The 13,733-nt window shown below is 63.4% G+C and carries 13 protein-coding genes; 3 read left to right on the plus strand and 10 right to left on the minus strand.

Annotation, left to right across the window (positions count from 1 at the left end; genetic code table 11):
- Positions 1-11: 11 nt before the first annotated feature.
- Positions 12-1,166 (minus strand): LLM class flavin-dependent oxidoreductase, encoded by a 1,155-nt coding sequence (locus ACTG36_RS10805; RefSeq protein ID WP_439142286.1) that lies wholly within the window; start codon positions 1,164-1,166, stop codon positions 12-14.
- A gap of 101 nt (positions 1,167-1,267) precedes the next feature.
- On the opposite strand from ACTG36_RS10805, the gene ACTG36_RS10810 reads away from it, so the two are divergent.
- Complete coding sequence (locus ACTG36_RS10810; protein WP_375282003.1) at positions 1,268-1,990, plus strand: GntR family transcriptional regulator; 723 nt, start codon at positions 1,268-1,270, stop codon at positions 1,988-1,990.
- A 2-nt stretch (positions 1,991-1,992) separates the two neighbouring features.
- Complete coding sequence (locus ACTG36_RS10815; protein WP_375282002.1) at positions 1,993-3,126, plus strand: Gfo/Idh/MocA family protein; 1,134 nt, start codon at positions 1,993-1,995, stop codon at positions 3,124-3,126.
- A gap of 12 nt (positions 3,127-3,138) precedes the next feature.
- Here the strand turns inward: ACTG36_RS10815 and ACTG36_RS10820 are convergent, their stop codons facing one another.
- Complete coding sequence (locus tag ACTG36_RS10820; protein ID WP_375282001.1) at positions 3,139-3,939, minus strand: phytanoyl-CoA dioxygenase family protein; 801 nt, start codon at positions 3,937-3,939, stop codon at positions 3,139-3,141.
- Between the two features lie 198 nt (positions 3,940-4,137).
- Between ACTG36_RS10820 and ACTG36_RS10825 the strand changes: the two genes are divergently transcribed.
- A complete protein-coding gene (locus ACTG36_RS10825; RefSeq protein WP_439142289.1) occupies positions 4,138-4,296 on the plus strand; it encodes a hypothetical protein in 159 nt (52 codons plus the stop codon).
- 268 nt (positions 4,297-4,564) lie between these two features.
- On the opposite strand, the gene ACTG36_RS10830 is transcribed toward ACTG36_RS10825, so the two are convergent.
- The 8 genes from ACTG36_RS10830 to ACTG36_RS10865 are packed head-to-tail and all read right to left on the minus strand — an operon-like array spanning position 4,565 to position 13,536.
- Positions 4,565-5,926 carry an NADH-quinone oxidoreductase subunit N gene (locus tag ACTG36_RS10830; protein WP_439142291.1) on the minus strand — a complete coding sequence of 454 codons (1,362 nt, stop codon included), beginning with the start codon at positions 5,924-5,926 and terminating at the stop codon, positions 4,565-4,567.
- A gap of 5 nt (positions 5,927-5,931) precedes the next feature.
- Complete coding sequence (locus ACTG36_RS10835) at positions 5,932-7,392, minus strand: complex I subunit 4 family protein (RefSeq protein WP_439142293.1); 1,461 nt, start codon at positions 7,390-7,392, stop codon at positions 5,932-5,934.
- A gap of 11 nt (positions 7,393-7,403) precedes the next feature.
- The gene (locus ACTG36_RS10840; protein WP_439142295.1) at positions 7,404-9,302 is read right to left on the minus strand and encodes an NADH-quinone oxidoreductase subunit 5 family protein; all 1,899 of its coding nucleotides are present in this window, start codon (positions 9,300-9,302) and stop codon (positions 7,404-7,406) included.
- Positions 9,299-9,610 (minus strand): NADH-quinone oxidoreductase subunit NuoK, encoded by a 312-nt coding sequence (nuoK, locus tag ACTG36_RS10845; RefSeq protein ID WP_050532696.1) that lies wholly within the window; start codon positions 9,608-9,610, stop codon positions 9,299-9,301. Before nuoK ends, ACTG36_RS10840 begins: the two co-directional genes overlap by 4 nt.
- Positions 9,607-10,125 carry an NADH-quinone oxidoreductase subunit J family protein gene (locus tag ACTG36_RS10850; RefSeq protein WP_078523484.1) on the minus strand — a complete coding sequence of 173 codons (519 nt, stop codon included), beginning with the start codon at positions 10,123-10,125 and terminating at the stop codon, positions 9,607-9,609. Before ACTG36_RS10850 ends, nuoK begins: the two co-directional genes overlap by 4 nt.
- Positions 10,122-11,021 carry a complex I subunit 1/NuoH family protein gene (locus ACTG36_RS10855; RefSeq protein ID WP_439142298.1) on the minus strand — a complete coding sequence of 300 codons (900 nt, stop codon included), beginning with the start codon at positions 11,019-11,021 and terminating at the stop codon, positions 10,122-10,124. The genes ACTG36_RS10850 and ACTG36_RS10855 overlap by 4 nt, the downstream gene beginning before the upstream one ends.
- The gene (locus tag ACTG36_RS10860) at positions 11,018-13,177 is read right to left on the minus strand and encodes a heavy metal-binding domain-containing protein (RefSeq protein WP_439142300.1); all 2,160 of its coding nucleotides are present in this window, start codon (positions 13,175-13,177) and stop codon (positions 11,018-11,020) included. The genes ACTG36_RS10855 and ACTG36_RS10860 overlap by 4 nt, the downstream gene beginning before the upstream one ends.
- Positions 13,174-13,536 carry an NADH-quinone oxidoreductase subunit A gene (locus ACTG36_RS10865; RefSeq protein WP_017468394.1) on the minus strand — a complete coding sequence of 121 codons (363 nt, stop codon included), beginning with the start codon at positions 13,534-13,536 and terminating at the stop codon, positions 13,174-13,176. The genes ACTG36_RS10860 and ACTG36_RS10865 overlap by 4 nt, the downstream gene beginning before the upstream one ends.
- Positions 13,537-13,733: the final 197 nt, after the last annotated feature.

Genomic DNA, 13,733 nt, shown 5'->3' on the forward strand with positions numbered 1-13,733 from the left:
TGTATTGGCCATTAGGTCCGTGGTCCGTTTCCGAGGGGGGTTGCGGGGGTGTCTGCGGGTACTCTGCCGTAGGCGTGGGGCAGTGAACAGGTCTCAAGTTCTGGCATGACGAGTTTTCCGAAATATTCGGCCTCGTCGATGTGGGGGTAGCCCGAAAAGATGAAGGCGCGGATGCCCATTTTGCGGTAGGTTTCGATCTTGCTGAGGATTTGATCGGCAGAGCCCACAAGGGCCGCGCCACAGCCAGACCGCGCACGGCCTACGCCTGTCCACAAGCCCGGTTCGACGTAGCCGAATTTATCGGCCAATTCGCGGGCTTTGGCCTGATGCGCCACGCCAAGGCTGATGCTGTCATGGGCGCGGTCGCGGATCAGTTTGCCGTAGTCATCGTCAAGTTTGCTGACGATGTAATCGGCGTATTCGCGGGCCTCGGCTTCGGTGTCGCGCACGATCATGTGGACGCGCAGGCCGTAATCCAGCGTGCGGTCGTATTTTTCGGCCACGGCGTTCACATCGCGCATCCGTTGGGCAAGGTTTTCTTCGGGTTCGGGCCACATCAGATAGACGTCACAGTGCTGACCGCACAGGTCCAACGCCGCCGGAGAATAGCCACCGAAGTAAAGCAGCGGTCCGCCGGTCTGGTAGGGCGTGGCGGGGGCGGTGGGCACACCTTTGAACTGGTAAACCTCACCCTCGTAGTTGATTTCGTCTTGGGTCCAGGCCTGTTTGAGGATCTCAACCACCTCGCGGGACCGCTGATAGCGAAAGCCGCTTTCGGCCACTTCGCCTGGGAAATCCGACGAAATGATGTTGAGGGTCAGGCGGCCTTTCATCATGTGATCCAGCGTCGCCACCGTGCGCGCCAGCATGATGGGCTGCATTTCCCCGCAGCGGATTGCGGCCAGTATATTGATGCGGTCGGTCAGCGGCGCCATGCCGGCCACAAAGCTCAGCGTGTCTTGGCCGACTTGGTAGGATGACGGAGCCAGCACATTGCGAAATCCCTGTTTTTCAGCGGTCAAAACGATGTCGCGACAGTGTTCCCATGAGGACCGCAGGTCACCATCGGGCACGCCGAGGAATTGGTAATCATCTGAACACAAAGCGGAAAACCATGACACTTCGGAGGCTGCGAGGTCCGCACTTGTCACTGGAACGATTGTCATGATTCCCCTCCCAAGGTTCGTGTATTGCCTCTTGCGTAGCACGGCGGTTTCATTGCATCAATCCTGTATCAATTTTATTCGCGCTTTGGGAGGAGGGCGATATGTCAGACCGCCAGCGCCGCCCTGAACAGACCGGAGCGCTTCCAAAATACGTCCAAATCGCCGAAGGGTTGATCCGCGACATCGCTGCGGGCCGTTTGGCCGATGGCGCACGCCTGCCGCCTGAACGAGAGATGGCAGAGCAATTGTCGATTTCCGTCGGCACCCTGCGCCATGCCTTGGAGGTCCTTGTGGACAAGGACCTGCTGGAACGGGTGCAAGGGTCCGGCAACTACGTGCGGGCGCGGGCAGATGTGTCGTCCGTCTATTCGTTTTTGCGCATCGAACGGCGCGACGGTGGCGGCCTGCCCACGGCGGAGGTTTTGTCGATTGACCACATGGCCGCCCCGCGCGACGCAGGGTTTCGCAGCCCCAACGGTTTCCGGTTCCGCCGGTTGCGGTTCATGGATGATGTGCCCGCCGCGATGGAAGAAATCTGGCTGGACGGGGCGGTGACCGACACGGTGGATGAACGGGCGGTGTCGGATTCCCTTTACCTGTATTATTCCGAGAGCCTCGGGCTGACGATCACCTCAGCCGAGGACCGTGTGAATGTCGCGGCGGTGCCTGCTTGGGTGGATGTGCGGTTTGGCCTCTCAGCGGGGCAGATGGCGGGCTATATCGAACGCACGGGCCGGTCACAGGCGGGTGAAACCGTCGAATTTTCAAGAACATGGTTCGATCCGAACCACATCAACTACGTCTCAAGATTGGGGAAAAGCTGACAATGGCAACTGGCACGCAAGACATGGTGAATTACGGGCTGATCGGCTGCGGTATGATGGGACGGGAGCATATCCAGAACATAAACCTGCTGCCACAGGGACGGGTGTCCGTCGTCTATGATCCAGTCGAAGACCTCGCGAAAAGTGCGGCGATTTTGGCGGGCAAGGATGGGGCTGCGGCCCCGGCCCATGTGGCCGCAACCTTGGATGATCTGTTGTCGTTTGAGGACCTGGATGCGGTGGTCATCGTCAGCCCCAACAACATCCATATGGACCAGTTGCGCCAGATCGTGGCCAAGCGGCCCATGCCGATCCTGTGCGAAAAGCCGCTTTATACGGACCCCGCCGATGCCGCCGAACTGGACACGCTGTTCAAGGGCTATCCGCATCCCGTCTGGGTCGCCATGGAGTACCGATATATGCCGCCCGTGGCCGCGCTGATTGAACAGGCCGAACAGGCCACCGGCGGGATCGCAATGCTAACCATCCGCGAACACCGGTTCCCGTTTCTGCCCAAGATCGGCGACTGGAACCGATTTAACGAGAATACCGGCGGCACATTGGTCGAAAAATGCTGCCATTTCTTCGATCTGATGCGGGTGATCCTGCAGTCAGAACCCGTGCGGGTGATGGCCAGCGCGGGGCAGAATTTCAATCACGTGGATGAAGACTATGACGGCCGCCGTCCGGACATTTGGGACAACGGCTATGTGATCATCGACTTCGCCTCAGGCGCACGCGCCATGTTGGAATTGTGCATGTTCGCGGAAGGCAGCCAGTACCAAGAAGAGATTTCAGCCGTAGGCCCCAAAGGCAAAATCGAATGTCTGGTGCCCGGTCCGGGCCGGTTCTGGCCTGCCAAGCTGGGGCCAGCGCCCGTGCCGCAGCTGATTATTAGCCCGCGTGCGCCGAAAGGTCCGATTACCATGGATATCCCCGTTGATCCCACGTTGCTTGAGGCTGGGGATCACAACGGATCGACATTTTATCAACACCAGCGGTTCAACGCTGTCGTGCGCGGGCAGGGCGGGGTTGAGGTCACGGTGTCGGACGGGGCGAAGGCCGTGGCCATGGGCCTTGCGGCCCAGCACTCGGCGGCCACGGGGCAGGCGGTTGATCTGACAGCGCGGACCTAAAATTCCGGAATTTTAGGGGCGGGGCCAGATCTGCGGGAACCAGTCAGTCCGCAGTTTTTGGCCCTGCTGCATGTCATGGCCCGGAAAGGGCGGTGACGTAGGGCCGGGGCGTTCGGTGTAGCGGGCATCATCGCCCATCAGTCGCAAAGAAAACGCTCGGCGGCGCTGCGTTGTCTCATTCCCGCGCGCGCCGTGCAGGATGTTGTAGTTAAAAGCCACGGCATCGCCCGGCTCCATCTGCCATTCTTCCACACGCATGCCTTCGGCATCGGGGTCCGGCACGGGCATATAGGTGTCGTCGTCTGGATAGAATGACGTCTGCGCCAACCAGCGCGTCGGCAGCACCGGTTTTGGCCACAGATGTGACCCCGCCACACAGCGCAAGGATGCGTCGGTCACTGGATCAAGGGGCGACCAAAAGCTGACGGTTTGTCGCCCTTCGACGAAGTAATAGGGGCCATCAGTGTGCCACGGTGTGGGTTTTGAGGTGCCCGGTTCCTTGACCAGCACATGATCGTGAAAAAGCTGCACCGTTTGGCTTCGCATGAGGTCGGCTGCGACCTCAGCCGCGGGGCTGTCTGCGATGACCTTTTGAAATTCAGGGATGCGTTGCCAATTGCAGTAGTCGTCGAAAAAGCGACCCTTTTCGTGATCATGCAGGTTTTCTGCCGCATAGGGTCCCGGATCGGCCATGTTGCGGTCAACGCCTGCGCGCAGGGCGTCCACGTGACCCGCGAACAGCCCCTTAATCAGGACAACACCGTCGCGCTGGAAGGTGTCGATATGGGTTTGGGAAATCAACGAATGTGTCATGCCCCAAGTGGTGGCCGCCCCGCGCCGCGCCGTCAAGGGATGACAGGGGCAGGTGGCGGGTCTATATGGCGCCCATAACCCATCTTTTGCACACCTCCGCACGCCTATCCGTGGCCCCCCATGATGGATAGTAGCATTTTATAAGTGAATACAGGCGCTTGCGGCATCCCCTGTGCAATCTGTGTTCAGGGGGCGATCTTGCGTTCTCGCGCTCCAGCGGGTCTGGCGTTCCGTCTGGCGCTATACGTGCCGCATCCCGCCAAACTGGACTGGGTCGAGATTACCGTCAATCAGGAAAGCCTCGCTTATGAAGGCACGATGATCCTAGATTACCTGATGCCGCGATGGATGATCTAGGTGATCTATCTGTCCCCGATCATTCCGCCTCCGGCGGTTTCAACCTGTTTTCATATGCGATGATGCGCGCTGACGATTGTGGCAGTGGTCGATACCCTGTTCGTGTTTTATGATTTTTTTTGCCTGCTTGCCGGTCTCGGGACCCAGCACCTCATCTACATCATAGCGCGCAAAAAGTGCGCGCGCGCATGTCCGATGCTCTTCGCTTGAACGCGTCTCAAACCGGCGGGCTGGCCCAGTCACCTTCAAATCCATACCGATGTCTGGTCTACGGCCCGGGCAGGATCCCGGCCAGCAGCCCGAGGAACAGCGTGGCAAGCAGTGCGACCACGACTGTTGCGCGTGTCAGACCGGCGCCTGAACCGGATCGGCACTCCTCTGGGGCGGTTCGATACATCGGTACGATGAGCCGCAGGTAAACCCCAAGCGCCAGCACCGAGTTCAGGACGCCGATGATCGCAAGCCACAGATACCCCGCCTCGACCGCCGCCGAGAGCAGGTAGAACTTGCCCACGAAACCGAAGAGCGGCGGGATGCCGGTCAGTGACAGCAGGAACACCACCATCGCCGCGCCGAGCCACGGTTGGGTGCGCCCGAAGCCTTCGAGATCGCCCAGATCGCGCCCGGCCAGCAGGACAACCGCAAAGGCGCCGAGGTTCATCGCCACGTAGGCGGCGGCGAAGACCAGTATTCCCGGAACGGCAAAGCCGCTGGCCCCAAGGGAGACGACGCCCATCAGGAAATATCCCGACTGTGCCACCGAGGAATAGGCGATCAGGCGCACAAGGTTGGTCTGCACCAGTGCGGCGAGGTAGCCATAGGTCATTGTCGCTGCCGCGATCACTGCCAGTGCCAGAGGCCAGCCACCGTCACGGGGCAGGTCGCGCAGGACCTGCGCGAAGGCGAAAAAGGCGGCCGCCTTGGTGATGACGGACAGGTAGGCCGCGATCGACACGGGCGCCCCCTGATAAGCGTCCGGTGCCCAGAAATGGAACGGCACCAGCGATCCCTTGTATCCCAGACCGACGATGATGGCGATCAACCCGGCGATGGTCACAAGTGTCTGGCCCTGCAACTGGCCCAGCTCCGAAAACAGGGTCGATCCGGTGCCGCCGAACCAGAAGGTCAGCCCGTAGATCATCACCGATCCGGTGACCGCGCCGAAGACGAGGTATTTCATCGCCGCCTCGGTGGCGGCATCGTCGCGGGGCCAGGCCACAAGCGCGAAAGAGCCCAGACCGGTCAGCACGACACCGATTACCACCACCATCATGTCGCCAGCCCCCGACAGCATCAGCGCACCAAGGGTCACGAGCACGACGAGGGATTGAACGCTGCCCTCGCGCGGGCGACCGGCGATTTCGGCCCGGACGAGCAGCAGGGACAGCGCAGTGCCGGGCAGCAGGATCAGCTTGGCCCAGCCCGAGATCAGGTCGATCCGGTAGGTGCCGCCGAAGACGGTGGCGTCGACGCTCAGCATCGGCAGCGTCAGCAGGGTGGCCGCCGCAAGCCCGGCCAGACCGATGGCCAGCACCAGCCGCGCCGCGCGGAACATCTCCGCGACGATCATCAGCATCGCCGCGGCGGCCAGCGTCAGCTCCGGCGCCAGTAGGGCAAGATCGCGGCCCATCTCCATCAGTTGGCCAGACCCGTCATGGTGGTGTGGATCATGTCGATCAGCCAGCCGGGCGCGACACCAACCAGAACGGTCAGGATCAGAAGCGGGACGATCACCAGCTTTTCACGCCTGTCCAGATCCGGCATGTCGGCCCATTTCGCGTTCATCTCGCCCAGGAAGACGCCCGCGATGGCCCGCAGATACAGCGCCGCCGTGACCACGATGGCGAGGATCGCGATCAACCCCCAGGGCATGCCGTTCAGCGTGGCGAGGAAGATCTGGAATTCGGCCGGGAAGTGCGCCAGCCCCGGCAGCCCGAGAGAGGCGAAGGCCGACAGGACGAACGCCCAGCCAAGCCACGGCAGCCGCCCCAGCAACCCGCCGAAATCGCCGATCCCACGGGTATGCGCCCGGTCCTGCAACATGCCCACAAGGAAGAAGAGCGCCCCCGTGACCAGCCCGTGGCTGACCATTTGCAGGGTCGCGCCGTCCAAAGCGATGGTCCGGATGCGCGGCTCAGTCGCCAGTGCGGCGATGGCAACCCCCATCACCACGTACCCCATGTGATTAACGGACGTGTAGGCGATCATCTTCTTCAGGTCGCTTTGCGCCAGTGCCGCGAAGGCCCCGTAAAGCGCGCTGACCACCCCGAAGGCGAGGATGACCTGTCCGGCCTGCGCGAAAGCCTCGGGCGTCATCTGGTAGGCAAAACGCACCAGCCCGTAAGTGCCGAATTTCAGCATCACGCCGGCGAGGATCACGCTGCCCGCCGTGGGCGCTTGCACGTGCGCCGCCGGAAGCCAGGTGTGGACCGGGAAGGCCGGGATCTTGACGGCGAAGGTCACGAGCATCGCGATCAGCGCCAGCATGGCAGGAAGCCCGCCCAGTGCGGTGCCCTCGACCCAGACACGCATGTCGAAGGTGCCCGATCCGAGGTAAAGCCCGATGATTGCCAGCAGGAGCGGCAGCGAGCCCAGAAGCGTGTAGAGAAAGAACATGAGTGCGGCCCGCTGACGCTCTTCATAGCCCCAGCCTGCGATCATGAAGTACATGCCGACCAGCGAGACCTCGAAGAAGACGTAGAAGAGCAGGCCGTCAAGCGCCATGAACGTGCCGAGCGAGGCGGTTTCCAACATCAGCATCAGCACCACGTAGGAGGCCGCCCGCTCTCCGATCCGCGCCGAATACAACGCCGACAGAAGAAACAGAAGCGAGGTCAGCAGCACCAGAGGCAGGCTCAATCCGTCCACGCCCAGCCGGTAGGCCGCGCCGATGGCGGGGATCCAAGCGATTTCCTCGACCTGGGCGAAGTCTCCGGCCACGATGCCGCGCGCCCAGATCGCCAGTGTGATCAGGAACACGGCCCCCGTGGCGGCGATGGACACCGCATGTGCCGTTCGCGTGGACCGGTCGGGCAGCGCCATGAGCGCGAGACCGGCAAGGATGGGCAGGAAGGTGGCAATGGTCAGAAGGGGCATGGGCGCGATCCTCAGAAGTAGAACGGGGCGGCGAGGAGTACGCCGGTGACGAGAGCGATTCCGGCGACGGTCAGCGCCATTTCGCGGTGAATAAGGCCGCTTTGCAGGCGGCGGGCACGGCTGCCGAGGGCGATTGTGCGATCGACAAGGCCAAAGATCGCACGATCGATGGTGTCGCGGTCAAAACGCAGGCTGGCCCGCCCGAGGGACAGGTTGAGCCTGCCCACCGCGTTGACCAGCGCCAGAAGACTGTCTTCGGCGCGTTGGATCCGGCGTGACAATGCTTGTGTACCTGCGACGATGCCGCCCAGCACGACACGGCGGATGATCCAGGCATCCAGACGGTCGCACAGCCGCGCCAGGGCCAGCGCCGGGCGGACCACGAGGGCGTCCATGCCACCTGCGAGCGGGAAGCCGTTTCGTGCTGGCGCAAGCAGCGGACCCAGAAGGCGGGCGGGGGCCAGCAGCCAGCCAAGCGCCAGCCCGGCCAGACCCACCGCCAGCCCCATGGCCGGGATGATCCAGCCGGGCTCGGCCAGATGCGCGCCCAGCATCGCCTCCAGCGGTTTGAAAGCAAAGCCGAGCGTGGCGGCGAGTGTCACGAGAACGCCCATGCCGACGGCCATAAGCGGCACCGGATCGCGGGGCTTCTCCGGCGTGCCGGACCACAGCACGTTCAATGCCCGGCCCATATAAGCCCCGGTCAGCACCGACCCGGCAAGGGCCAGCGGCAGCAACCACGCGGCAGAGGGGCTATCGAGAGCCGCGGCGAGGATCGCGTCCTTGGAATAGTAGGCGGCGAGCGGTGGCAGCCCGGCCAGCGCCAGCGCGGCCACGGCAAAGCCTGCAAAGATGCCGGGCCGGGTGCGACCTGCGCCCGCAAGCGTGTCCAGATCGGTGCTCTCGCGGTCGTGCTGGAAGACGCCGGCGCCAAGGAACAGCGCCGATTTGATCGCGGCATGGGCGATCAGATGCAAAAGCGCAGCAACGGGCACGCCGGCCCCCACTGCAATAAGCATCAGCCCGTACTGGCTGGCGGTCGAGGCGGCGAGCAGACGCTTGAGGTCTGTTGCGGCCAGTGCCATCAGCCCGGCAATCACCGCCGTCGCCCCGCCGACAATCCCGATGGCCAGAAGCGCACCGCCGGGCAGCATCGGTGCGGTCCGGATCAGCAGGATCGCCCCCGCCGCCACCAGCGTGGCCGAGTGCAGGAGGGCGGAGACCGGCGTCGGCCCCGCCATGGCCCGCATCAGCCAGTCCTGCATCGGCACCTGCGCCGACTTGCCCATCGCCGCGAACAAGAGCAGCAGCCCTGTGATCAGTGCCGGGGCGCCGGTGGTGGAAAGCGTGACCGAAATCTCGGAGGTTCCGGCGATACCAATCAGCAGGAAGGCCGCGAGGTAGAGGCCCAGATCGGCCGTCCGGGTATAGAGGAAGGCCCGCATGGCCGCTCCGGGAACGCCCTTTCGCCTATGCCAGAAGCCGATCAGAAGGTAGGAGGCAAAACCAATCATCTCCCACGCCGCCAGAAGTGTGATCCAGTCCCCCGACAGCACCAGAAGCTGCATCGCGGCCACGAACATCAGCATGGTGCCGAAAAAGCGGGGGCGCTCGGGGTCATGGGACATGTAGCCCGCCGCATAGGTCAGGACCATCGCCGCGACGGTCGCGACGACCAGCGCCAGCGTTGCCGTCAGCGGGCTGCCCACCAACCGGATCGGCAGGTCCGGCAGGAAGGGAAGGGTGGCCGTAACATCCGCACCGCCCGCCACCCCGGCGAACAGCGCGATCGCCCCGGCAAGACCGAAGGCCGCACCGGTCAGCGCAATCGCCTCGGGCACGCGCCGCAGGGCAAGTGCCGCAAGGCCCGCGCCAAAAGGTGCGAGGAGTGTCAGTGCAAGCCAGATCACCCCTTGAGTTCCCGCGCTTCTTCCATCTCGACCGACCCGCGCGAGCGGAACCGTGCGATGGCGATGCCGAAACCCACAGCCATCTCGACCGCCATCACCGCCATGACGATCAGCACGAACATCTTCGCCGCTGTCACATCGGGGTGCAGATAGCGCCAGAACGCCACGAGATTGAGCAGTGCCGCGGCAAGGATCAGCTCGACCCCCATGATGATCATGACAAGGTTGGTCTGGCTGAGCGCGCCATAGAGACCAACGCCGAAAAGCGCCGCACCGACGCTGAGCGCGATCATAAGCTCGGGGATCATGGGGTGTCCTCCTCTTGCGGGGCGATGGCGACCATGGTCGCGGCGATCATCGCGGTCAGGATCATCAGCGCCGCGCTTTCAAAAATGAACATCGAGCGTCCGAGGATTTCGCGACCCAACAAGCGCGCCTGTTCGTCGGCCCCGGGCACGTCGGGCACGGGGCCTTGCCATCCGGCGGTCCAGATCACCACCAGTGCTGCGACCAAGCCAATCCCGCCCGCCCAGAGCGACAGGCGCTTCTGATGCGTCATGTCCATCTTGCCCATGCCGCCGGGGTCCATCATGAACATGACCATGAAGATCGCCATGACGCTCATCTCGGTGGCCATCATCATGATCTGGAGCACGCCCAGAAATTCGGCCTGCATGACAAGGAACATCGCCCCGATGGCGGTCTGACTGAAGAGGAGCGCAATGGCCGAACGCACCATCGAATGGGTGCGAAAGACCACGATCCCGAACCAGATTGCGGCAACGCCGAAAAAGGCGAGAAACAGCGCGGTGGCAAGGCTCATATCGGCACCACCAGGGCGATCACGCCCACAAGGAAGATATTGGCCAGCGCCAGCGTGATGCCGAGCTTCCAGCTCAGTTCAAGATACTTCGCTTCGCGCAGGCGCGGCAGACGCGGTCCGAGCATCAGCATCGCGGCCGCGACACCAAGTGTCTTGAGCGCGGTCCAGGCCCAGCCCGGCAGCCACGGTCCAAGCCAGCCGCCGAGATAGAAGGTGACGGTCGCACTGGCCAGTGCAACGATGATCACAAGCCGCGCCAGCCGCAGGACGGCCAGTCGCGCGCCGGTATATTCGGCTTCGACCCCGCCTGCCAGATCACCGCCGCCTGTGGGCAGGTCGATGGGCGGCAGCCAGGCGACACCCATCGCCGCAATCACGAAGAGCACAAAGCCGATGGGTTGATAGGCGACGTTCCACAGCGCCGCCTGCGACAGGACGATCTGCGTGGTGGAGAGCGACTCGGCCCGCATTGCAACTGCCGTTATGGGCATCACGATCAGCATGGCATAGGCGACGAACTGGCCCAGAAAGCGCCAGCCTCCGATCATCCCGTAGGCCCCGTTCGGCCCCCAGCCGGCCATGATGAGCGCAACCAGCACATAGGCCAGCGCGGCGTTCAGGAACAGCGCACCGATGGCCAGATCGGTGATGATCAGACCCGGCGCCAGCGGAATCACCGCGACCGACAGCAAACCCGCGACCAGCAGGAGGACCGGGCCAGCCTCGAAAAACAGCCTGTCAGACGTGCGCGGCAGGATCTGTTCGCGGCCCAGCAGCGCCAGCGCCGAGGTCGCCGGGCGTGTCAAGCTGAGGCGTCCATGGATGGCCCAGCCTTCAAGGACGGCCACGGCGTAGCAGCCGAGCGCAAGGGCGAGGATAATCACCGCGACGCTCATTGGGTCGCGCTCCAGGGATCGAGATCAAGCGAGGCGATTGCGGTCAGTGCATCGGCCAGTTCCAGTTGCGCGACAAGGTCAGGCACATGCGCGGCGAGCGCCTCAAACGGTGTGGTCAGATGGGCCGAGTAGACCATGCCGCCCTTCAAGGTCAGGTGCAGTGTCGCAGGTCCGCGCGGTGTTTCAACCGTCGCCATGCCGTGACCATCGCCCGTTGCACGCGGCATTTCCGGCACCGAGATCGCGCCCGCCTTGGCAATCAGATCAAGGCTCTGCGCGACCTCAGCACAGCGTTGGCGGAGCCGCGCCATGGCGTCGCCTTCGGCTTGCATGACTGTCTCGAACCCCAGTCCGGAATAGACCGCGTCGCCGTGTCTGGCATCGGACGCATGGTCCGCCGAACGTGCGACGGGACCTTCCGATGCCCCCAGAAGCGTCCCGATCCTGGTCAGTTTTGGTCCCATAAGTGATCGGTTGAGTGCACCGTGCAGAAGGCTCGTTATTGAGGTTGCTTGCTCTGCCACCTCATCCGCTTTAGCCGTCCGGACGCGGTGTTCCATGGCCGCCGCCCGGCGCCCCAGCGGTGTAAGGCCCGCTTGTCGAGCCAATCCGGCAAGCCAGTTGAGGTGGCTTGCGATCCTTTCACGTTCAACCGCCGCGGCGCGCGCCGTCAGCACGTCTTTCGGCGCGGTCTGCCCTGTTGCAGCTTCGGCAGCGCGGCAGGCCAGTTCGCGCATCGCCACAGGTGACAGGGGCACCGCGTCTGAAAGACTTGCAGCAAAGTCTTCGAGAGCAACGCCTGATGGCAGCGCTGCCGCCTCCATCCCTCTGATCTCGGCGCCCGAAACGCTGTCTCCGTCGAGGGTCAGAACCATATGCAGACCGCCTGGCAAACCTGGGAAGAATGGGCCAAAGGGCGCGTCTATCCATTCCATCACCAACCCGTCGGGGCTGACCGGTTTGCCTTCGGTCAGCTCGACCATGGACATGAAATGTGGCTCGATCCCCGGGATGTCGGGCGCTGCGCCGTGGCCTGCGTGGCCATGATGCGCGCCATGCGCATCCTGCTGGCCGTGTGCGCCATGCGCGGCGTGCTCTCCTTGGCTCGCTTGCGCTGGCGTGTCCTCGTGGTGCTTGTGACCGCCATGTCCACCATGCCCATGCTTCCCGGCCTCGGCTTGCGGTACGAGGTCCATGCCGCATTTCGGGCAGGATCCCGGTGTCTCGGAGGTCACCTCCGGGTGCATCGGGCAAGTGTAGGGGCCTGACGGTTGCGCCGCCGGTTCGGCGTGATGGCCGTGGTCGTGATGGCCGTGGTGCGCGGGCTCTCCGGCCTCGGTCTGAGGGACCAGGTCCATACCGCATTTAGGGCAGGAACCGGGCGCGTCGGAGGTGACCTCTGGGTGCATCGGGCAAACATAGGAAGTGGACGCCTCGGCGCTTGTCACAGCATCCGCGTGATGATGGGCCTTTTCTGCTTGCGTGGAACCCGCGGACGATTTTTCATGGCCCTCATGGCCCTCATGGCCCTCATGGCCCTCATGGCCCTCATGGCCCTCATGGCCCTCATGGCCCTCATGGCCCTCATGGCCCTCATGGCCCTCATGGTCGTGCGACGCCGCGCCGGAAACGCGGCGTTCCACAAGGAACATCCCGCATTTCGGGCATTTGCCCGGCGCGTCCGAAACGACCTCGGGGTGCATGGGGCAGGTGTATTCGATCCGCTCCGACAGGGCAGGCGCATCAAACTCCGCGATGTCTGGTGCAAAAGCCCCGTTGCGGAGCAGTTTGCGCAGATCCTCCAGTCCGGAGATCAGGCCGGCCTGCGACATCTCCGCCGTCACGTCGGCAGTGGGCAGAGGGCCAAGATCGACCTCACCAAGCGCCAGAATGCACCGGGGCCGCGGCATCTGGGCCCACACGACGCTTGCCGCATCGGCCAGCGGAGTGGGCAAGGGCCCTGCGATCAGCAACACGCCCGCATGGCGTGGCGTCACCGCGCGGATCAGCCCTGCGGCGTCCAGATCGAGACCACGGGCATTTGCGATATCCTCACCGGGAACAACGAACGCGCGCAAGTCCCGCGCCATGGCCCCGGCGACCAACCCGCGGAAACCGCGCAACAGACCCTGACGTGCCCCGGACAAATCCATCATTGCCGCCTCAGCGCGCCCTGGCTCCATCCATAGAGCAGGCCGAGAAACAGGATCGCGAGGAAAACGCCCATGTCGAGCAAGGCGACCAGCCCCTCTTCGCGGTAAACGACCGCCCAGGGGTACATGAACGCCATCTCCATATCGAAGGCCAGAAACAACAGCGCATAGCCGTAATACTTGGCGTGGTATCGGACCCAGACCGGATCGCGGGCCAGCGTGCCGGCAGTTGCGGGCACGTCCTTGGCGGGTTCGGCACGGGCCCGCCCGATCGCACGGGCAAGGGCATAGAGGCTCAGGACCAGCCCGACCGTGCCAAGCGTCAGGCCGAGCAGAATGGCGTATTGCGTCAGTTCACTCATCTCCGCATTGGCTCCTTTCTCGCTTGGCCGATTTTTCGCGTTCGGTCGCGGTGCCGCAAACAGGTGCGCGCCGCCTATTTTGACTACGTTAAGTCAAAGACGTCCAAAAAGAAAATCGATTACAAGAATTTATTCTCTAAGCTGAGGACGTTACGCGAGACGTCGAGACTGTGAAAAATACTGCGCTTTTATCTTCA

Origin of the sequence: Pseudooctadecabacter sp. (assembly GCF_965657175.1) — a bacterium.
In the GTDB taxonomy this organism is placed as follows: Bacteria; Pseudomonadota; Alphaproteobacteria; order Rhodobacterales; family Rhodobacteraceae; genus Octadecabacter.